The organism is Shewanella rhizosphaerae (assembly GCF_019457655.1).
GTDB classification, from domain to species: Bacteria; Pseudomonadota; Gammaproteobacteria; order Enterobacterales; family Shewanellaceae; genus Shewanella; species Shewanella loihica.
Window position 1 is genome coordinate 4,243,830 of record NZ_CP080420.1, and the last position, 21,303, is coordinate 4,265,132.

Annotated in this window: 18 protein-coding genes; 10 read left to right on the top strand and 8 right to left on the bottom strand. The window is 56.5% G+C overall.

The genetic code is table 11. The features are described from left to right. Window positions 1-83 precede the first annotated feature (83 nt). The 7 genes from K0I63_RS18395 to K0I63_RS18425 all read left to right on the top strand — a co-directional run bounded on the left by K0I63_RS18395 (window position 84) and on the right by K0I63_RS18425 (window position 7,923). Window positions 84-545 (top strand): Lrp/AsnC family transcriptional regulator, encoded by a 462-nt coding sequence (locus K0I63_RS18395; protein ID WP_144201550.1) that lies wholly within the window; start codon window positions 84-86, stop codon window positions 543-545. 390 nt (window positions 546-935) lie between these two features. After that, complete coding sequence (locus K0I63_RS18400; protein ID WP_258406132.1) at window positions 936-1,478, top strand: DUF4124 domain-containing protein; 543 nt, start codon at window positions 936-938, stop codon at window positions 1,476-1,478. A 126-nt stretch (window positions 1,479-1,604) separates the two neighbouring features. Then, window positions 1,605-2,660, top strand: coding sequence for a nitrogen regulation protein NR(II) (gene glnL, locus K0I63_RS18405; RefSeq protein WP_220081962.1), 1,056 nt, complete (start codon window positions 1,605-1,607; stop codon window positions 2,658-2,660). A gap of 41 nt (window positions 2,661-2,701) precedes the next feature. Further along, complete coding sequence (gene glnG / locus K0I63_RS18410; RefSeq protein ID WP_011867355.1) at window positions 2,702-4,111, top strand: nitrogen regulation protein NR(I); 1,410 nt, start codon at window positions 2,702-2,704, stop codon at window positions 4,109-4,111. Window positions 4,112-4,367: 256 nt separating this feature from the next. Continuing rightward, a complete protein-coding gene (locus tag K0I63_RS18415) occupies window positions 4,368-5,258 on the top strand; it encodes a LysR family transcriptional regulator (RefSeq protein WP_011867356.1) in 891 nt (296 codons plus the stop codon). Window positions 5,259-5,768: 510 nt separating this feature from the next. After that, window positions 5,769-6,626: a hypothetical protein gene (locus tag K0I63_RS18420; RefSeq protein ID WP_220079314.1), complete on the top strand. Its 858-nt coding sequence runs from the start codon at window positions 5,769-5,771 to the stop codon at window positions 6,624-6,626. A 10-nt stretch (window positions 6,627-6,636) separates the two neighbouring features. Continuing rightward, window positions 6,637-7,923 carry a DUF4785 family protein gene (locus K0I63_RS18425; RefSeq protein WP_220081963.1) on the top strand — a complete coding sequence of 429 codons (1,287 nt, stop codon included), beginning with the start codon at window positions 6,637-6,639 and terminating at the stop codon, window positions 7,921-7,923. Window positions 7,924-7,993: 70 nt separating this feature from the next. On the opposite strand, the gene K0I63_RS18430 is transcribed toward K0I63_RS18425, so the two are convergent. The 5 genes from K0I63_RS18430 to K0I63_RS18450 form a co-directional block, all read right to left on the bottom strand. Continuing rightward, window positions 7,994-11,104 (bottom strand): efflux RND transporter permease subunit, encoded by a 3,111-nt coding sequence (locus tag K0I63_RS18430; protein ID WP_220081964.1) that lies wholly within the window; start codon window positions 11,102-11,104, stop codon window positions 7,994-7,996. Beyond that, window positions 11,101-12,408 carry an efflux RND transporter periplasmic adaptor subunit gene (locus tag K0I63_RS18435; RefSeq protein WP_220081965.1) on the bottom strand — a complete coding sequence of 436 codons (1,308 nt, stop codon included), beginning with the start codon at window positions 12,406-12,408 and terminating at the stop codon, window positions 11,101-11,103. The genes K0I63_RS18430 and K0I63_RS18435 overlap by 4 nt, the downstream gene beginning before the upstream one ends. Then, window positions 12,401-13,054, bottom strand: a complete 654-nt coding sequence (locus tag K0I63_RS18440) for a TetR/AcrR family transcriptional regulator (protein WP_011867361.1) — start codon at window positions 13,052-13,054, stop codon at window positions 12,401-12,403. Before K0I63_RS18440 ends, K0I63_RS18435 begins: the two co-directional genes overlap by 8 nt. A gap of 133 nt (window positions 13,055-13,187) precedes the next feature. After that, the gene (gene fieF / locus K0I63_RS18445) at window positions 13,188-14,057 is read right to left on the bottom strand and encodes a cation efflux pump FieF (RefSeq protein WP_220043590.1); all 870 of its coding nucleotides are present in this window, start codon (window positions 14,055-14,057) and stop codon (window positions 13,188-13,190) included. Between the two features lie 65 nt (window positions 14,058-14,122). Next, a complete protein-coding gene (locus tag K0I63_RS18450) occupies window positions 14,123-14,605 on the bottom strand; it encodes a Spy/CpxP family protein refolding chaperone (RefSeq protein WP_258406903.1) in 483 nt (160 codons plus the stop codon). A gap of 235 nt (window positions 14,606-14,840) precedes the next feature. Here K0I63_RS18450 and K0I63_RS18455 point away from each other — a divergent pair, with 235 nt between their 5' ends. Continuing rightward, window positions 14,841-15,524, top strand: coding sequence for a response regulator (locus K0I63_RS18455; protein ID WP_220043591.1), 684 nt, complete (start codon window positions 14,841-14,843; stop codon window positions 15,522-15,524). Further along, window positions 15,524-16,891, top strand: coding sequence for an ATP-binding protein (locus K0I63_RS18460; protein ID WP_220081966.1), 1,368 nt, complete (start codon window positions 15,524-15,526; stop codon window positions 16,889-16,891). The genes K0I63_RS18455 and K0I63_RS18460 overlap by 1 nt, the downstream gene beginning before the upstream one ends. Here the strand turns inward: K0I63_RS18460 and K0I63_RS18465 are convergent. Beyond that, window positions 16,875-17,528: a TetR/AcrR family transcriptional regulator gene (locus K0I63_RS18465; RefSeq protein WP_220081967.1), complete on the bottom strand. Its 654-nt coding sequence runs from the start codon at window positions 17,526-17,528 to the stop codon at window positions 16,875-16,877. The genes K0I63_RS18460 and K0I63_RS18465 overlap by 17 nt on opposite strands. 121 nt (window positions 17,529-17,649) lie before the next feature. Between K0I63_RS18465 and K0I63_RS18470 the strand changes: the two genes are divergently transcribed. Continuing rightward, the gene (locus tag K0I63_RS18470) at window positions 17,650-18,519 is read left to right on the top strand and encodes a LysR family transcriptional regulator (RefSeq protein ID WP_220081968.1); all 870 of its coding nucleotides are present in this window, start codon (window positions 17,650-17,652) and stop codon (window positions 18,517-18,519) included. Window positions 18,520-18,592: 73 nt separating this feature from the next. Here the strand turns inward: K0I63_RS18470 and K0I63_RS18475 are convergent, their stop codons facing one another. Both K0I63_RS18475 and dddY read right to left on the bottom strand, forming a co-directional pair. Continuing rightward, entirely contained in the window at window positions 18,593-19,720 is a 1,128-nt protein-coding gene (locus tag K0I63_RS18475; protein WP_220081969.1) for a hypothetical protein, read from the bottom strand. Window positions 19,721-19,806: 86 nt separating this feature from the next. Continuing rightward, a complete protein-coding gene (dddY, locus tag K0I63_RS18480) occupies window positions 19,807-21,051 on the bottom strand; it encodes a dimethylsulfoniopropionate lyase DddY (protein WP_220081970.1) in 1,245 nt (414 codons plus the stop codon). Window positions 21,052-21,303 lie beyond the last annotated feature (252 nt).

The following is a 21,303-nucleotide window of genomic DNA, read 5'->3' on the forward strand; positions in this document are numbered from 1 at the left end:
GATTCCGATAAAAATAACCACTTTAATAAGCTTATCCAACAAACCAGCCCTAGAGCCCAATCGAGGGACAAGAGACCTAAGCGATGAAACTGGACAGCAAAGACAAGCAGATCTTAAGCATACTGCAGGAGGAGGGACGCCTGCCCGTGGCCGAGCTGGCCAATCGGCTCAACCTCTCCGACACCCCCTGTCTGCGGCGCATCAAGAAGCTGGAGCAAGCGGGCTTTATTCAGGGCTACAGCGCCAGGCTCGACCCTAAGTCGCTGGCACTCGATGTGATTGTCTATGCATTCGTGCGCCTCACCGAGAACTCCGCCGCCTATGGCGAACAGTTCGAGCAGGAGATGAGCCGTCTGCCTCAGGTGCAGGAATGCTCGGTGATCACCGGTGCTCACGACTACCTACTGAAGATAGTCGCCCACGATCTGCTGGAATATGAAGGCTTCGTCAAACACTCCCTAGGCGGCCTCAAGTGTATCGCCAGCATAGAGTCGACCGTGGTGCTGAAACAGACCTTCTCCCGTCATCAACTGCCAATCACTTAGGGCCTGTTTATCTTTCAGGTTTAATTTTTGTTCAATCTCAACGCATTGTGTTTAAGGCCTGTGCCATGACGCATAGTTGCACTATGGGAATGGCAAACAACCAAGAAATCGCTTGGAACGATTTCTAACAGCTTGTGGTGAAAGGCAGGAAGCCTTTCATAATGAGATAGACGCGTTGAGATGAACCGCTTGGGCTGCGCTTGTAGGCAATTTCTACTGCGTTATCGCCAGCTTGTGTAGCGTAACTATACGGCACAGGCTCTGCCTTGTATCAATCACCTACAAACGGCAGCAAAAACAAACAGGAAAGGTCAACAGACCCTAGCCCTGATGCTTTTTACCGCGAAAGCGACTAATCTGTAGCAAAGACAAGGTATAAAAGGAATGTTTATGCGCCCGATATTGCTGTTTACCCTGCTGTTAATGACCCTTGGGGCTCAGGCAGCCATCTATAAATGGGTCGACAAGGATGGCAAGGTTCACTACTCGGATACCCCGGTAGAAAACTCCACCCAGGTCGAGTTTAAGGAAAATACCGAAAACCAGATCAAGCTGCCGCCCCCTGTGGTACGCGAGCCGCTAACCCCAGCCAAGGAGGAGCCCAAGGAGCTCTACAAGCTGACCATCTCCAGCCCCAGCGAAGAGGAGACCCTAAGGGACAATAACGGCAATATCACAGTGATCGGCTCCATCACCCCAGATCTCGCCGCCGGTCATGTACTGGTGCTCCTGATGGATGGCAAGGTGGTCAGCACGCCTCAGGCGAGCCCGGTATTTACGCTGGAGAATGTGGATCGCGGCGAGCACAAGTTTGAAATCAAGGCCTTGGCACAAAACGGCAAACAACTTGCATCGACCCCCCCTAGAACCGTATTTCTTCACCGAGCGACCATAAATGCGATTCCTAGGGCGACCCCTCTCGGGGGCGGTTAAAAATTTATATCTTAATTTTTAATAACTTAGAAAATCACATCCCAAAACAATCCCGGTGAAGATAGCTTGCAGCGTGCACCAAATTGGTGCACCATTATGGTGCAACCTACTTCCCGGGAGTCGTAAATGAACACAGACCCTCTGCTCAATCATCTGGTGACGGCCGTGCTCGTCATCTCAGATGATCTCAAGCTGTGCTATGCCAATAGCGCGGCCGAGCAACTGCTTGGGTTAGGCAGTCACCGCCTCACGGAACACAACCTATTAGACTGCTGCCAGCTACTGAGCATAGATCATCAGCTGCTGCGCACCGCCATTCGCGAACACCAAGGCCTGACGGTCAACACCGCCAACCTGGTGACCCTGGACGGTCAGGGTCACACGGTCGACATGACACTCACCCCGCTTGAAGCCCAGCCGGATCAACCCGAGCAGGGAGTGCTTGAGCTGCGCCAGGTGGATCAGCAAAGGCGGATACATCAGCAGCTGACCCTGGATGCCCAGCAGCAGGCGGCCCAATACTTAGTACGTAACCTGGCCCATGAGATCAAGAACCCCCTGGGGGGCCTAAGAGGCGCGGCCCAGCTGCTCTCCCGCGAGCTGGAAGACGCCGATCAACGCGAGTTTACCGACCTCATCATAGAGCAGGCCGACCGGCTGAGAAACCTGGTGGACCGACTGCTGGGCCCGCAGAAACCCACGGAGCACAGCCTGCACAACATCCATGCGGTGATCCAGAAGGTGCTCAAGCTGGTGAGCGTCACCCTGCCGGGCAATATCCAGCTGATCCAGGACTATGACCCCTCGATCCCGGATATCGAGATGGATCAGGAGCAGCTGCAGCAAGCGGTACTCAACATAGTGCAGAACGCCATCCAGGCGCTGGAGACGGTGGAAGACGGCGGCGAGATCCGCATCAAGACCCGCACCCAGCACCAGGTCACCATAGGCACCACACGCCACAAGCTGGTGCTGGCGCTCTCCATCATAGACGATGGCCCGGGGATCCCACCCGAGCTGATGGATACCCTCTTCTACCCTATGGTCACGGGCAGGGAGCAGGGCTCCGGACTTGGGCTCTCCATCGCCCATAACTTTGCCAGGCTCCACGGCGGACGCATCGACTGCGCCTCTGTGCCGGGCAAGACAGAATTTACCATACTGCTGCCGCTTAAGAGCTAGCGTAGGTGACCTTAGAGCATTCAACTTAAGAGAGTAGGTGTATGACAGAAAAAGTTTGGGTTCTCGATGATGATAGTTCGATACGTTGGGTGGTCGAACGGGCGCTCAAGGGCGCCAAGATAAGCTGCGCCAGCTTCGCCGCCGCCGAATCCCTGTGGCAGGCATTGGAACAGACTCAACCCCAGGTGATCATCTCGGATATCCGCATGCCGGGTACCGACGGCCTGACCCTGCTGGATCGCCTGCAGCTGCACTATCCCCACATTCCGGTGATCATCATGACGGCCCATTCCGACCTCGACAGCGCCGTCAGCGCCTATCAGGCCGGGGCCTTCGAGTATCTGCCCAAGCCATTCGACATCGACGAGGCGATCGGCCTGGTGGAGCGCGCCCTGAGCCATGCCAAGGAGCAGTCACCCAAGGTCATTAGCCAGCCCGAGGTCAAGGCGCCGGAGATCATCGGCGAGGCACCGGCCATGCAGGAGGTGTTTCGCGCCATCGGCCGCCTGTCACGCTCCTCCATCAGCGTGTTGATCAACGGCCAGTCGGGCACGGGTAAGGAGCTGGTCGCCGGCGCCCTGCATAAACACAGTCCGCGCAAGGACAAGCCCTTCATCGCCCTCAACATGGCGGCGATCCCCAAGGAGCTGATTGAATCTGAGCTGTTCGGCCACGAGAAGGGCGCCTTCACCGGCGCCGCCAACGTGCGTCAGGGCCGCTTCGAGCAGGCCGATGGCGGCACATTGTTTCTCGATGAGATCGGCGACATGCCGCTGGATGTGCAGACCCGCCTGCTGCGGGTACTGGCAGACGGTCAGTTCTATCGTATCGGCGGCCACTCGCCGGTGCAGGTGGATGTGCGCATCATAGCCGCCACCCACCAAAATCTGGAGTCTCTGGTGGCCAAGGGGGATTTTCGTGAGGACCTCTTCCACCGCCTCAACGTGATCCGGGTACATCTGCCGCCGCTGTCACAGCGCCGGGAGGATATTCCTCAGCTGGCACGCCACTTCCTGGCCACCGCCGCCAAGGAGATCAGCGTCGAACCTAAGATACTCACCAAGGCGACCGCCGACACCCTGGCTAGTCTGCCCTGGCCCGGTAACGTGCGTCAGCTGGAAAACACCTGTCGCTGGCTCATGGTGATGGCCTCGGGCCAGGAGATCTTGCCTCAGGATCTGCCCCCCGAGCTACTGACACCCAGCAACAGCCACGACAGTTCACCCCAGGCGGGCAGCGGTGGCTGGCAGGAGGCCCTGACCCAGTGGATAGATCAACGTCTGAGCGAAGGCGAGAGCGATCTGCTGACCCAGATACAGCCTGCGTTTGAAAAGATATTGCTAGAGACGGCGCTGAAACACACTAAGGGACACAAACAGGAAGCAGCTAAGCGCCTGGGCTGGGGTCGTAACACCCTGACGCGTAAGCTGAAAGAACTCGAGATGGATTGAGTGAAAGCACCCAGCCTAGGCTGGGTGCTTTGGCGCCTCTTCCGCAGGCGCATTGTTTGCGCTAGCAACAACACTCTCAGACTGACACTCGGATTCGATGACTTCACGTGGCATTGCCGCCTGCCATAAAGCCCCTACCCATAAACTTTGATTCGCTTTCATTAACCTTGCCCTCATTTTGCCAACTGGATCAAAGTAATCTTAAGGCGACTATTAGTAAAATGAATAAATAGTATCCCGTGAATGCCAAATAAGAATGAACATACCAATCAAAACCTTACATTATTTTCTCACCCTGGTTGAAACGGGAAATTTTACCCGGGCGGCGGAAAAGTCTTTTATCACCCAGCCAACCCTGAGCAAGATCATCCAGCGACTGGAGGAAAATCTCGGCCAGCAGCTGCTGCACAGGAATAATCAGAAGATAGAGCTAACCCAGGCAGGCATACTGCTGGAGAACAGCGCCCGGGAGATCTTGGGGCAGTGGCACAGGCTGCAGGAAGACCTTACCAACCTGAGCGGCCTCAAGTCTGGACACCTGCGCCTTGGGGTCTGCCCCATGATGAGCAGCCTGATCATCGACCTGCTCACCGCCTTTCGCCAGCAATATCCAGGCATAGAGCTACAGATGTATGAATATGGCGGCTTCGGCTGCGAGCAGGCGCTGCTTAACAACAGCCTGGATATCGCCTTCACCGCCCTGCCTACCACCCATGATATCGAGCTGGCCAACCGCGCCCTCACCCGCTATCCGCTGCTGGCCTGCCTGCCCAAGGACCATGCCCTCGCCCAGCAAGAGGCTGTGACCTGGCAGGACTTCGAGGCCTACCCCTTCATCCTCTACAACGAGGACTTCTCCTTGGCCAAGCTGATCACCCGCCTGAGTCACAAGGCCGGCGTGCAGCTCAACATCGCCTTTCGCAGCGGCCAGTGGGACTTTCTGGCGACCATGGTAGAGGCCCAGATGGGGGTCGCCATCCTGCCAGAGCCTATCTGCCACAAGTTGCAGGGCAGCGAGCTAGTGTTCAAGCCTATTCGCCCCAATCTCACCTGGGATCTGGCGCTGATCTGGCGCAAAGACCTACCCCTGACACCGGCGGCCCAGGCGCTCTTGGATCTCAGTGAGCAGGCCCATCTGCACCCTTGATAGCGGTCAAAATCTACCGGATTTTCAGCCAGTAAAACTAGGTAAGCAGTTATCTAAAACTGAGAAGCGGGTCGCCGACAGATAAAATCACTGGTGATGCGTCTGACGGTGCCCGCTTGCACAACAAAGGTGCAATTTTTTTCGCGCGTTATTCAAACGCGGGCCATGGCCGCAGACACAACATAAATAGGTGCGCGCCTTTTTGTTTAAAACAATCAACCACCTAAGCTTAGTTTAACTGGTACTAAAGTACCGTTAAAAAGCCTTGCCGCCTCACTTTCCTGCCGTTAGTTTCCCTTAAGAGGTCTGACGTCCGACGTCTGACCTCTGTGTCTGAATATTTAAAACCCTGAGTAGCTAAAGCCTGAGTAACTAGGTTCTAGTTACTAAAACCAGAGTAACTAAAACCTGAGTAACTGACACCTGAGTAGCTAACACCTAGTTACTGAAACTGGTGATTGAAACCAGGTAACAAAACCTAAAACAACATCAAATAAGAGAAATAAGCCAATGAAGATCTATAAAAAGCTCATGATGCTGGGTCTGTTTGCTGTCAGCCCATTGACTTATGCCGCCTCCGGACTCGTGTTTATCCATGGTACCGGGCATCAGACAGATGCGCTGTCGGACTATTGGACACGGGAATTTGTCGACTCCGTCCGCCAGGGAGCTGCCTCGCCCGATAACTACCTGGTGATCAACTGCGATTTCGACCAATACATGTGGGATGACGCCGCCGCTGGCTGTCTGGCCGGGCAACTCACCCAGTTTATTGAGAGTAAAAACATTAACGATCTCACCCTGCTGACCCACTCCAACGGCGGCAACGTGGTGCGCTGGATCCTCTCCAACCCCACCTGGGACAGTCGCTATCCCAAGATCATCAACGCCACCTCCAAGGTGATCGCCCTGGCACCATCCAGCGGCGGCACGCCACTGGCCGATGCCGTCACCCAGGGTAACGTGTTCGAGACCTCCCTGGGTTGGCTGCTGGGCTATGGTAGCGATGCGGTGAAACAGCAGCAGGTCAGCTGGATGAGCAGCTATAACAACAGCTGGCTCTATGGCACCTCCGGCCGCCCTGCGCTGCCCTCGCCCTTCGAGGTCGTAGTGGGCTCAGATGTCGACTCCGCCTTCTGGGACGGCGACAGCTACTGCGCCGGCTATCAGTATCAGGTGGCGCTCGAGACCACACAGAACTGGCTCGACGATTGCTCGGACGGCTTCCTGGAGTGTCAGTCGCAATCGGCGGCGGGCACAGTCTGGTTCAAAGACATTCAGCGCACCGCAGGTAAGGAGCCGCTGAGCCATCAGCAGAGCCGCCGCGCCTGCTTCAACCTCGACACCCTGATCCGCGACCATATCTAGGAGCCATAAGATGAAACCATCAATTAAAATGGCGAGTGTGTTCGCCCTGTCCGCACTGCTGAGCGCCTGTCAAAACGACGAACCTCAGGCAGAAAATACCCCACAGGCCAGCGCAGTGACCGTCACCCAGGTGACCCTGCTGGCGCCCACCTCAGGGGATCTCACCATAGATACCCTGGCCACCACAGAGCTGCCAGCTGTCAACGGTAATCGCGGCGGCGTGAGTTTTAGCGCGCCCATGGGTGCCGCTGTCCAAATCCAGGCCCCAAGCCAGCTTGATCAGAGCAGCAGCGACCAGTATTGGCGTACCGTGTCGGGCGCCGAGCTGAACAAGGGGATCATGCTTGCGGTCAGCCAGAACGATAGCGTGATCCGGGTGGCGCCGCGCGGCGATGCCAGCTCGGGGGCGCTGCAACACAGCCCGGCTATCTCGCCGAATCAGCTGCGCCTCTACAAGATCGACAAACAGAGCGTGGATAAATCGGCATCTATGATCCAATCCATGAGCGACCCACAGGCGATGGCGACGGCTGGCATAGTCGATGACTCCAGCGCCCTGAGGCTCTCCAAGCAGGCGACGCCCGGCGTGTATCAGCTGCAGGTGGTCCAGCCCCTTGGGGCCAACGACAGCTATCTGGTTAACGTCAAGGAGAAGGGCAGCCCCTATCAGCTGGCCCTATCGGCGCCTAACCGTCTGAGCAGTCAGGCCCCTAAGCTGGCGTTCGATCTTAAGCTGAGCAACAGCGACATGGCTCTTAGCCCAACCGCGACGCTCAAGCAGAGCGATGGTCGCTACCACAGGCTCGCCGTGGTTAAGCAGGGCGATAACTGGCAGGCTCAGCTACCTGATGAGCTGGCGATGCCCAGCAGCAACCTGGGCCTGAGCGAGATCCAGGTCGACGTCGAGACCCGGGTTAACGGCCTGCCACTGATCCGCACCGTCAAGACCGCCTTCAAGCAATATGTGCCGGCAGCCAAACTAAAGGATCAGGCCAGCATCTACTGGCAGGATAGCAAGCCAACCCAGGCGATATTTGATCTTAAGGTGGCCAGCCCTGGACGCTATCAGATCTCTGCCGTGTTAGTGGGCACGGATGCTCTGGGTAAGCAGGCCAATATCCTGCGGGCCGAGACGGCCCAGTGGCTAGACGCCGATGGCCAGGTGAGCCTGAGCTTCGACGCCGAGCAGCTCAAGGCCTCGGGTCTGGGCGCTCCCTACGCCATCAAGGCGCTGGAGCTCAAAGATCAGAGCCAGATGGCGCGTCTGAGTTACCTGGGCGAGGCCGCCTCACTCTAGCTACATGCTAAAAGCGAAAGCGCCCGCTATGGTCACATAGCTGGCGCTTTTTTATTTTCTATTTAACGCCTTACAGCTCGGTATGGGGCTTCACCTTGTCAAAATCGGCCAGGATGGCGTAGGCACAAGGGATGATAAACAGCACCAGCAGGGTGGAGGCGAAGATACCGAAGACGATCGACACCACCAGGGGCTGCACCACCTGGGCCTGCAGGCTGGTTTCCAACAGCAGGGGCAAGAGACCCGCCGCCGTGGTCAGCGAGGTGAGAAACACCGCCCTGAAACGCTCGCGACTGGCGCTCACCACCGCCTGATGCACGCTATCTCCCTCATCCACATGGTGGCGTATGTACTGCACCAACAAGATGGAGTCGTTCACAACGATTCCCGCCAGCGAGATGAAGCCCATGATAGAGGGCATGGAGAGGTTATAGCCCAGCAGCAGATGGCCCCAGAGCACGCCGATCAGCGCCAGCGGGATCGCCAGCATCACCACAGCAGGTTCCAGATAGCTCCTGAACTGAAAACTCAGGATGGCGAACAGGCCAAACAGGCCTATGAGGAAGCCTTTGCCCATGGAGCTGCCGGTCTTCGCCGTCTCCTTGGCCGAGCCTTCGAAGTCGACCCTCAGCTGCGGATAGCTCTGCTGCACCTGAGCCAGCCACTCGCGCTTTATCGCGGCTATGGTCTCGTTGGCATTGGCGCGCTGATTGTCCACATCGGCCATCACGGTCACGCTGCGCAGGCCATTGATGCGCTGGATACGCACATAGGAGCGCTGATCCTGCAGCAGGGCGATGGAGGAGAGCGGCAGCTGGCTGCCATCACTCAGCATGATGGGGAAGTTGGCCAGGGCCTGTAGATCCCCCGCCTGCAGCTTGTTGAGCCTCACCTCGATCTCGATATTTTCCGGCCCCACCTGCACCTCGTCGGCCAGCTGACCGAAGTAGGCGCTGCGCAGCTGGGCCGCCACCAGTTGGCCGTCGATGCCGAAGCTCTCGGCGCCGGGGCGCAGGCTCACCTTGATCTCCTCCTTGCCCGGACGCATGTCGTCGAGTATGCCGCTGATGCCATCAAACTGCCCCAGATAGCTCTGCAGCGACACGGACGCCTGTTTCAGCATGTTCAGATCGTCGCCCTGCAGGCGGATCTCTATGTCCCGCCCGGCCGGGCCCATGGTCGGCTGCTTGAACACCAAAGATAGCGGCATCGCCAGCTCACCCGTCTCGATACGCCAATCGCGGATAAACGCCTCGATCAGGGTATTGCGGGTCTCCGCCGACAGCAGATCCAGCCTGACTGTCGCCACATGGGGGCCGCTCTCGCCGGCATCGGCGTTAAAGTTGTACTGTGCCGTGATGTCGCGGATCAGCTTATGCTCATCCTCCACCTCATGGGTGTATCTGTCGCCGACACGCTTAGCGCTGGCGATCAGTGTCTCGACCACCTTCTGGGTCTGACTCAGGGAGCTGCCCGGCGGCAATATGATACGCGCCTCGGCGATATCGCCATCCAGATCGGGGAAAGGCACAAACTTGAGCGCGCCGCCCACCACCAAAGAGACAGAGACAAGCAGCAGGCCTATGGTGGCGCCGACACTCACATAGCGCCAGCGCACCATGAAGGTCACCAGCCTGACTAAGTGATCGTTACGAAACGCCTCGAAGCGGGTGAGAAACTTCGCCTTGAGCTCGCCGATGCGATTGGGCTTAGTCTCCGCCTTGGCGTGTGCCAGTGAGTGATTCAGGTGATTGGGCAAGATCAAGAAGGCCTCGAACAAGCTGATGGTTAGCACCATGATCAGCACGGTCGGAATGGCCGACAGTACCGCCCCCATCTGGCCATCCAGCCCCAAGAGCGCGCTGAAGATCAGCACAGTCGTCAGGAAGGAGGAGACCACACCCGGAGCGACCTTCTGCACTCCCTTCACCACGGCCTCATGGGGCGCCATGCCTCTGTCTATGTGGGAGGCGATCGACTCGGCAATCACTATGGCGTCATCCATCATGATACCGATCGCCATCAGCAGCCCCACCAGGCTCATGAGGTTAATAGACACGCCGAACAGGCTCATCAGATAGAGTCCACCGAGGAAGGCGACCGGCAGACCGGCCGACACCCAGAAGGAGTAGCGCAGGGAGAAAAACAGCCACATGCTGAGGAAGACCAGGATGATCCCCTGCCAGCCGTTGGTGATCATCATCTTCAGCCTGTCTTGTAACACGGAGGAGAGATCGTTGGTCATGGTCAGGCGCACCCCGTCCGGCGCGCGGGCCTGCTCCAGCTCGATAAACTCGCTCACCTTGGCCTTGATCCGCAGCGCGTCGTCGGCCTTGTTCTTCTGCACCTTGATCAGCGCCGCATTGCTGCCGTTGAACTGAATATGCTCCTCATCCAGCTCGAACCTGTCGCTGATGGTGGCGATATTGCCAAGACGCACCACGCTGCCATCGGGATTAGAGGCGACGATGATCTCCGCCAGTGAAGCCGGGGTGACCTTACGTTCATCGAACCTCAACAGGATATTCTTATCCTTGAGCTCGATATTCCCCGCCGGCATCTTCACGTTCTGGCGGCCGACCTTGTCGGCAATCTCGGCGGCGGTCAGCCCCAACCTGCGCATATCCGCCTGATTGAGCTCGATGCGCAGCTGATGATCCGAGAAGCCTGCGATGGAGACCAGGCTTACCCCGGCGTCTATCTTGAGACGACGCTTCACATCCTCGGCATAGCTCTTAAGGTGTGGCCAACTGGTGTCGGCGACGATGGCGATATCCACCACGGGCTCCGCCCAGTCCAGCTCCTTGACGATGGGCGGTTCGATCTGCGCCGGGAAGTTCTGAATAGCGTTGATCTGGGTCTGCACATCCACCAGCATGCGACCCAGATCTGCCTTGGGCTCCAGCTTGAGACGCATAGAGGCTATACCCTCCTGGGCGTCACACTTAACCTCTTCGATGTTGGCCAGGCCGTCGACCGCATCCTCCATCCGCAGGCAGATGCTCTCCTCCACCTCGACCGGCGAGGCGCCCGGGTAGACCACGGTCGCCATCACATAGGGCGGGGCAAACTCGGGAAAGGTCTCGCGCTTGATGCTGCTCATGTTGAGCAGACCCAGCAGCAGGAAGGCCAACATCAAGAGGTTTGCCAGGGTAGGATGTCTTGTGATGTAGGCGATCACAGCGGCGCCCCTCCCTCATTGGTAACGGGCTTGAGCGACATGCCGGGGATCGCCGGGATCAGGTCGTTGAGCACCAGGGCCTCACCCGCCTTCAGCTCGCCCTCGACGGCCACCAGCTGCTGGTGACGGAACAGCACCTCGACCGGCTTGATCACCAGCTTCTGCTGGGCATCCATCAGATAGATCTGATCGCCCCGCAGCGCCCGCTCGGGAATCACGAAATGTTCCCTCGGCTTACCGCTGATCACCGCGCTGACAAACATCCCCTTGGTCAGCGGCGGACGCAGCAGCAGATCCATCTGGCTAAAGTCCTGCTCCACCTCCAGATAAACGCCTATGGTGGCCTGGTTGGGGTTGACCGTCTCGGCGACCCGGGTCACCCGCGCCGGCCAGCTAAAGCTATGATTGCCCGCCTGAAAACTCACCTCCGCCTGCAACTCAAATTCGTCGATTGAGGGCATGCTTCTGGGCTTTGACGCCTGCACCAGGCTGCTGACCAGGGCGCGCATATCCTGCAAGGATAACTCCGCCTTGATCTCGGCTGTGCCTAGCCTGTGGGCCACCAGCATCACGGCGCCGGCGGCCACCACCTGATCTTGCTCAATATTGATGTCCGACACCCGCGCATCGAAGGGCAGCACCACCTTGGTCTGGTTGAGGCGGCGCTCGGCGTCCTGCAAGGAGGCCTTGTCGACGCTCAGCTGCGCCTCGCTCACCTTGCGATCGTCGGGAAGCAACTTGAGGGAACTCTGTAGATCTTCCACCAGCTTGGTCTGGGCCAACAGTGACTGCTTCTGATTCTCCAGCTCCGAACTCGATACCAGGTTGCGCTTCTTCAGGGTCAGCTTGCGTTGATACTCCTGCTCGGCCAGCACCAGCTTCTGCTCCTCGATCTTCAGGCTGGTGTTGAGGTTCTTCTCCTGTTGGTCCAGACGGGTCAGCTGCGCTTGGGTGGCATGCATGCTGGCCTGGGCCTGGGCGACCTTGAGCTGGTATTCCAGCGGATCTATCTCGAGCACCAGTGTGCCCTTTGGCAGCATGCGGCCGGTTTCCAGCTGGGGATGGCGGTACAACACCTTGCCGCCCACCTCGGCCACCGCCTGCCACACATGCTTGGGCTCGACCCGGCCGAAGCCGATGACTCTAGGGGCGATAGGCTGCTGAGCCAGCGGCATCACCTCGACCGCCCTGGCCTTATCGTATCCGGCCACCAGTGAGGGCGAAGGTTTAAGCAGCGCCGCCAGCACTATGGCCAGCACGCCGACGCCCACACCGACTAATAGATAGCGTTTCTTGTTATTCATCTCTCTCATCCTTCACGTCCATCAGACCACGCTGCAGTAGACGGGTATTTTGCTCGGCAAGCAGTTGTAGAAAGTCCGGCGTAAGTTCTATGCCGACCCTTTCGAGTAAGTTTTCCGGCACGATAAAGGGAAACACCATCATGGCGAAGAAGCTCAGCTGAGCACAGTGGGCGTCCACATCATCCTTCAGCAGATTCTTATCCTTTAATCGTTGAAATATGGCGATATTCTCGAAGTTAACCACCTCATAGAAGGCCTTGGTCACCTCGGCGTTTTCCGGCAGGCTCTGATCCAGTCCGGCGATGCGCAGCATGAGTCTGGGAAAGTGCGGATGCTTGCTCATGACGCTGTAGTAGGTCTGTAGCAAGGCCGCCGGGCTCTCCTGGCGCGTCTCTCTTCTCGCCTTATGCAGCTGGGCCAGCACGGGCATCGCCGTCTCATGGATCATGGTCGAGAACAACTTCTCCTTGGAGCCGAAGTAGTAACGGATCAGGCCAGGATCTGTGCCCGCCAGGCTGGCGATCTCGCGGATCGACACCTGAGCATAGGGACGTTCGATAAACAGATTTCTTGCCGCCAGGATCAGCTTATCGCGATTTTGGGTGTCGCCACTGGGACGGCCGACACGACTTTTAGCTTCTGCCATAAAAATTCCTCAGTAGAGGAATTAATACTAGAAGAACTGGATTTGAATTGGCAGGGAAATAATTCCCCTAAAATCGGGATTATGTAGAATTTTCGGCGGCGAAAGCTGGCTCAGCCTCGCCGCCTGAGGCAGCTTAGACGGGGTCTTGGTGGATCAGCACTTCCACGTGCTCGAACAGGCTTCTCACCCTTGCCTCGGCGGCATCGGCGATGGCATGGGCCTCCACCAGCGGCAGTCTGCCGTCGAGCTCCAGGTGGCACTGCACGAAGGTGGTCTTGCCCGAGGTGCGGGTACGCAGATCATGAAAACCATTGATGCGCGGGTCTTTCTCTATCGCCTGGACGATTTTAAGCTTGGTATCGGCATCCAGCTCCCGGTCCAGCAGCGACTGCGCCGAGCGGTAACCCAGATCCACCGCCTGCTGACCGATAAACAGGGCGATCAGTATGGCGAACAGGCCATCGGCCCACCACCAGCCAAACTGCGACAAGACCAGGGCCAGCAGCACGGCGCTGTTGAGGAACAGATCCGATTTATAGTGCAGGGCATCGGCCTCCACTATGGTGCTGGAGGTCTTGGCCAGGGCACGGCGTTGCAGCAGCACCAAAGCCAGGGTCAGCACTATGGCGATCACCGACACCACCACGCCCACCATGGCGTGGTTGATGGGGGTTGGGTTGATCAGCCTGTCGCTGCCATGTAGCAAGAGCAGCAGCGCCGAGCCCAGGATGAAGGCTGACTGGGCCAGGGCCGCCAAGGGCTCGGCCTTACCGTGACCATACCTATGGTCTTGGTCTGCGGGCACTATGGCATAGCGAATGGCGATGAAGTTGACTATGGAAGCCAGGGCATCGGCGAAGGAGTCGGTGAGCGAAGCCAGCATGCTGGCGGAACCTGAATAGAGCCAGGCCGCCAGCTTGATGACTATCAGGGTGAGCGCGGTCGCCACGGCGGCGCGGCTAGCCAGTTTCACCCAAAAATCGTATTGGGAAGTGTCGGTCATAGGGTCATATTACAGCTAATAATTAGCAGGGGAAGAATATGACCCAATTGTAACTCAGTTATCCCCTATGGGCGATCTCCTTTACGTCCGCCACGCTTGGCAAAATTCTCTTTAAATTTAGCCTGCTGCTCAGGGGTAAGCAGTTGATAGATTTCGCGTTGCATCTTCATGCGCTCCACCGCGGCCTGCGCTCTGAGCTCGCTGCGTTGGGCCGTCATCGCCTTAAGATCGGCCTCGTTGAAGCTGTCCGAGGTGATCATATCCAGCATCTGCTGTTTGTGGGCCGCACGCACCTCGTCCGATGGACGCTTAGCCTGCATCGCCTCACGGTGCGACTGCATCAGCTCCTTCATCTGAGTACGCTGGGCATCGGTGAGATCCAGGCCGCGAAACATCTTGTGCATCTCGCCGTGGTAACCTTTGTGATCACCACGCATCTCATGGCGACAACCGCCGTCATCCGGGCCAGCCGCATACACAGCGGGTGCCAACAGGGCGGCGCTGGTCATTAACGCAAATAATCCTGATTTTAGGGTCATCTTATTCATAATCTGCCTCTTACGCTTATCGCGGATAGTTAGTTCGCTCTGGGAAGAGCTTCGACACTAACAGTTTACGCCACCCTATGTAATGCAGGGTTTTCCTTAGGTAAACCTCTGTAAAGTTTGCGCAAAGAGTGACAATCTGCTGCCCGTCACGCCTTTACCTAGACTTACATTCTTAGACTGCAATTGACATCTAAAAGGGTATACTCAAGCTGTTATAGGTGTAGAGAGACGTACCATGAGCCAAATTCTGTTAATCGATGACGATCTAGGGCTAGCGGAACTGCTAGCACAACTGCTTGAACTTGAAGGGTTTAACCTCACACTTGCCCACGATGGCGAGGCGGGGCTGGCCCTGGCACTGGAACAGCAGTTCGATCTCATCCTGCTCGATGTCATGCTGCCCAAGCTCAACGGCTTCGAGGTGCTCAAGGCATTGCGATCCAAGAAACAGACTCCGGTACTCATGCTCACCGCCCGCGGCGACGAGATAGACAGAGTCGTTGGCCTGGAGATAGGCGCCGATGACTACCTGCCCAAGCCCTTCAACGATCGCGAACTAGTGGCGCGCATCAAGGCGATCATCCGCCGCACCAGCCATCAGATGGACGAGCAGCAGCCCAGCATACTGGAGTTTGCCGACATCAAGCTCGACCCCAGCCGCCAAGAGGTGGTCTGTCAGGATCAGCTGCTGATCCTCACCGGCACCGAATTTAGCCTGCTGTATCATATGATCCAGCACAGCGGCGAGGTGCTGAGCAAGGACAACCTCAGCGAGAATGTCCTGGGCAAGAAGCTGATGCCCTTCGATCGCAGCCTGGATATGCACCTGTCTAATCTGCGTAAGAAACTGCCCGAGCGCGCCGACGGCCGCCCCAGGGTCAAGACCCTCAGAGGCAAGGGCTACATCTGGCTAACCTGATGAAAATTAGTAGTCTTCCCAACCGCATCTTCATCAAGCTGCTGCTGAGCTTCTGGCTCTGTAGCAGCCTGATCATCGCCATCGTCGGCCTGCTGCCGCTGCTGCAACAGAATCACGATCAGGCCCCTATTCCGCCCCATCTACAGGGACTGCTGGAACGCGTGGTCGAACGCATACAGGAAAGCCCCGAACTACTGACCATGAAGCGTGACAAACACTGGCACAGACTCAAGGAGATGGGTAACAAGCCGGTGCGTTTCTATGTGGCCGACGAGCAGGGCCAGCTGATCAACAATCAACGTGTCTCCCGCGGCATCCGGCGCTTCATGCTGATGGCCGACGAGGCGGGCCACCCCATCAGCCACCAGTTTAAGAGCGAGCTGCTGTTTGGCCCCATGCCCTTCGAGATAGAGGGCAAACGCTACACCCTCTATGGCCGCTTGGCCGAGATGCATCCAAGACCCTGGTTCTTCTTCTTCGCCGAGAATATCGCCCTCACGCTGACCCTGGCGATCTTGCTCTCGGGCCTCTTGTGTGGCCTGCTAGCCTGGCACTTAGGTAAGCCCCTGCGCGCCCTCAAACAGAGCGCCGAGGCGGTGGCCAGCGGCGATCTCGGCCACAGGGCCGACGCCAGTACCACGGCGCGCAAGGACGAGATAGGTCAGCTGGCGCAATCCTTTAACGCCATGGCCGACGCCATCGAGTCCATGGTCAACAGCCAGCAGCGATTGATCAGCGATATCTCCCACGAACTCAGGACGCCATTGACCCGACTGCAGCTGGCCCTCGCCCTCACCCGCAAGAAGGGCCAGGCCTCGACCGAGATAGACCGCATCGGCTATGAGGCGGAGCAGCTGGAGGCGATGATCGCCGAGCTACTCGAGCTGTCGCGGGTGAAGCTGGATATCCATGAGCACAAACATCGGCTATCGCTGGCCGAGACCCTGGGCCAGGTGCTGGACGATGCCGAGTTCGAGGCAGAGCAGCAACAGAAATCTCTGGTGATCGACATAGACGATAGCCTGATGCTGATGCTCAACCCGCGCCCCCTGGCAAGGGCGATTGAGAATCTACTGCGTAACGCCATCCGCTACGCCGAGCAAGAGATCAGCATCAGCGCCACTGCCGAACCGAATCAGGTGATCCTCACCATCAAGGACGACGGCCCGGGCATAGAGGATGAGGCGGATCTGCAGGCGATCTTCGAACCCTTCTATCGCCCACAATCGGCGCGAGAGCGAGAATCCGGCGGCTGGGGCCTGGGACTGGCCATCGCCAAGGCGGCGATTCAGGCCCATCAGGGCCAAATAGTCGCCAGCAACGCCAAGCCCCACGGGCTGGAGATCACCATCAGGCTGCCGCGTTAGTGTGCTGCTGTTCTATTTGCTGCAGCCAGAGTGAGAAAGTTTGCTTACTGGGAATACGTCTATCTGAATGGCCCATTAACTGGGCCATCGCATAACTAAATTGATAATAGGTTTGCACGTCATCACACCGCTTAAGACCATCATCGCTGTTGATCATAGTACCGCGAATATAATTCTTAAGGAGTTCGTAGCGATCAAATCCAGGACGCTCGCCCACAGCTGAGATGATGTTTTGATTCCACTTACAATATTGTGCAAGTAACTCATTAAATCTATCGCGATACACCTCTGATGCTTGCTGCAACAACTCTTGATTAGGCATGAGACGCTCTATCACAAAGCGCTTTTGCGCTAAGACATCATAGAGGCGCTGACAGTGATGAAACAGATAACATTCAAAGGGGTCTGTATAGCGTTGCTGTTCACTCTCGGCAACCCTGAGCCAACCTTGGTATTGCGCACAGGCTACGGCCACCACCAAATCGGCCTCTGTGGTGAAATGATTGTAGATGGTTCCCTTGGAGATCTGGCTGGCCGCAACGAGATGAGAACGGCACAGTTCAAAACTCTGATGCCCTCTCAGACAGCGCTGCGCCACCTCAACCAGATAGACCTCTCTTTGCTCCCAGCTACTCATATCGACCCCATCACACTTTCCGAAACATCTTAGTTGCAACTTCACAATCAAACGATAACAGTGTTCTGCGCCAGCGGATATTGAGTAATACTGATACCACTATGAACAATCTCAATAGCACATGTTAAAAATCGAATTACTCGAGAGTTTTATAGCGGTAGCCGAGGCGGGCAACCTGTCGAGAGCCGCCGATAAGATCTGTCGCACGCAATCGACCCTCAGCCTGCAAATCAAGAAGCTCGAAGAGAGTGTCGGTCAGCCTCTGCTATTGAGAGACAACAAGGGAGTCACCCTCACCGAATCGGGTGAGACACTGCTGAACTACGCCTATAAGATGATGCAGCTCAACTCCCAGGCGCTGGATGACCTCAAGGAGTGTCAGAACCGCGAAATCATCCGTCTGGGCGTACCGACCGACTATATCAAGCGTTACCTCGGCAGCTGCCTGCTGGAGTTTATTCGCGAATTTACCTGTATCGAACTGGTGATCGACACAGATGTCAGCGGCAACCTCTACAAGCGTTTGCAACAGGGGGAGTTCGACCTAATCGTCGCCACCCACTGGCAGCCGCCGGTCAATGGCGAACTTCTATTCGAGCGTAAGTTTCACTGGGTAGCGGCCAAGGGCGGTAACGCCCACAAGCGTGAAACCATTCCCATGGCTCTCTATCCGGAAAACTGCCCGATACGGGCCCAGGTATTTGCCAACCATCAGCTGACCATGAGGCCGATCAACGTACTATTGTCGACCCCCTCGCCACAGGCGCTATGTATGGCGGTCGAGAACGATCTCACCATAGCTCCCATCGCCGAGTTCAGGGTCAATGACAAGATGCAGATCCTGGATCCTCTGGAGCACCAGCTACCTGTACTGCCTGTGTTTAACGAGTCCCTCTACCTCAACCCAGATACCCAGACAGATGCGACACTGCAGCTGATCACTCTAATCAAGGCGAATGTGCACAATCTGGCTGAAGTAGCTGAAGACTAACGCCATCATAAATTGACAAGAGAAAGCCAACCCTAAGGTTGGCTTGATTCAATCAGCTTCAACTCGCTGCTGGCTAGAAGTAGTAGCCGAAGTTGATGTTAATCCGCTTATCCCAGCTGTCGCCAACTTCGGGCAGGCCCACATGGCCATTGTCACGGGTGGAGGCGTACATATTCTTGCCTACTATGAAGTCGACCATGGTATAGGTGGCACCTGCCGCGATGGCGCAGCCGGTGACGTTTTGATAGCTGGTATCGTAGCTGTCATCGGCCACATCCGGAGTGACCATGCCAAAGTCGTTATAGAACTTCAGGCTGCCCCAGTCGGTGGCTAACGTCTTGGCAAGGTTAACGCTATAGGCCAGGGCCTTAGCGGCGATCTCGTACTGCCAGTTGTAGGCCGCTACGGCGATCTTATTGCTATCTAGCGCGTCTGCCGCATCATATTCATACTGCATCGCCTGCAGTTGTAGGTTCCAGCCTTTGTAGCTGCTATCCATGTGCAGTGCAACGGCATAACGGTCGCCATTGTTGCCCGTCTTATTGTTATAGATCTGGCCATATTCGACCGAGGCACCAAACAATGTCTTGCCACCTTCATAGCTCATCTCATAGGTTTGACGAAGGTTTAACTGGTTGGTCTCCTCGTTGTGATATTCGGTGCCATTGACGACACCGCTATAGAGATCGGTCGAGTAGCGATCGGCGCGGCTGGCACCATATTCGGCATTCTTGTAGAAGGCCATTTCCGTGCCCCAAGCACCACTGGTATATACCCCTTTGATACCCAGGTCATAGTCATCCTCGAAGCCCAGGTAGTAAGGCACGCCAAACCAGAAGCTGTTGGAGATAAAGCCTGGATTACCGAAAGGCACCTGATTCACCCCGAACTGCAGTTGCCACTCGGGATTGAGGTCGTAAAATCCATAGCCATAACGCAGCGCCTGCCAACCATCATAGAAGCGATACTCACTCGCCAGCCCCCAGTCGCCGAGTTTGCCGTTAAATTTGACCGCCGCCATGTCGAAGGCAAGGTCACCGCCTTTGTCTTTTGAGCTCTCGCTGTAATCCTTGTAGGCGTAGTTCACCCTCACGGTGCCCGTCACATCGATGCCATCTTCTTGTTCTTGCGCCTGGGCCACTCCCGCCAAAGCCAGGGGCAACAGCGCCACAACGAAAGACACATTAAACTTCTTCATCATTTCACCCTTTATTGTTAATTGCCGTGCAACAAAGGCGCACGGCGAACCTTAAATTGGCCATATGCTTGGCCTTATTGTTTGTGCCGTTACCACTTCAGATGAGTCAGGTCGCACTGAATAATCTCATCCTTATTGGCCGGTGTGCCGGGATGCTTAGCCGATTCGCACAGGAGCGTGGTGCCGTAATCGTTACGCTTGTCGTGGGCATTACTTCTGGCCCAGACAGAGACTATGGCCCGCTCCTCAGGCTTGGCCTCGCAGCTGCCGTCCACATCGAAGGCGTGTATGGTGTTTTGGTGGAAGTAGAGCAGTGAATCTTGCTGGGAGCTGCCTGCAAGCCACTGGGTATGGCCGTTGTGCTGGGCGGCATCGAATTGCACCCTGCGCATCTTGTCATCTTCTTTGACCGTGGTAAGCAGAGGCGAGTCTGCACGTACGGCAAAGCTCTTAAACTGATTGGCACACGCGGGGACGCGCATGTTGTAGTAGATCTCAGAGATGGCATGGTTATGGTAGGGGTAAAGCGTATCGACCGACTGCACCGTCATCCCCACCTCGGCGCCCACCTTCTCATCATTGATCTCATCGATGCGCAGCAATCCCCAATGACCGAAGATCTCGGCGTAGGCATAGCCACCACGAATATTGTTGAAGTTCTTGTCGTTACGCTTGCTCTCTTCGGCGTACATAGGGAACCAGCCCGCCGCCGCCCAGAGGTTTGGCAGGGCATTGGCGCTGATGTCATAGGGGAAGGCCGACGGCATCTTCACTTCATCACCGGTAACCATCTTGGCGAAGTTTTTAGTAAAGGTTTTCCCCAGTTTCTGCACCTCCTTGTTGGTCACCTTGGTCTTGAAGAACTCATCGAAGGTGGTGCGCTTAAAATGTTGTGCCACGGGAGAATGCTTGGTGAGCTCGCCACCCGGATTGTAGATCCAGTTGACCTCTTCACGGGCACCGAAACACTGTTTGGCCTTGTCAGGGTTATTGATCACCTGATAGATGTTCTTCACCATCTGCTTCATGTCACGGCGATCCATGATGCAGATCTTCTGACCGCCCTGGGTCGAATCGACTATGGCCTCGTCTGAGTTCAGACAGTGGCTGTTCTCACCATTAGTTAAGGCAATGGCATAGGCCTTGAGGTAGGTCAGCGTCTCATCCCACAGCATGTCGACATACTTCTGATCCGCCTTGGTGTGCTTGACCGGTTCGCCCAGGCATTTGAACTCGGCATTGTCGATATCCTGCTGATCAAGAAAGTCGGGAAGGCTCGCCGCCATCGCGCCATTGGCCGACAATAATGACAACGCAATAATGGTCTTTTTCATTCATCTCATCCTTATTTACATATTATTTTTCACCACTTACTGAGCGGCATAATATGCTTGGAATCCGTTCCAAAAATGTAATCAGCACCTATTTGCAACAATCTGAATGGGGAAATAACAACCCAGCTCACACATTTGATAACTTTATGTTTATAAAGAAATTATTTGATTATCGATGCATAAAAAAAGCCCCTAAGCCATGTCTAACAAAGGGGCATATAAAGCGAAACGGCCAACGGTAAATTGTCTTTG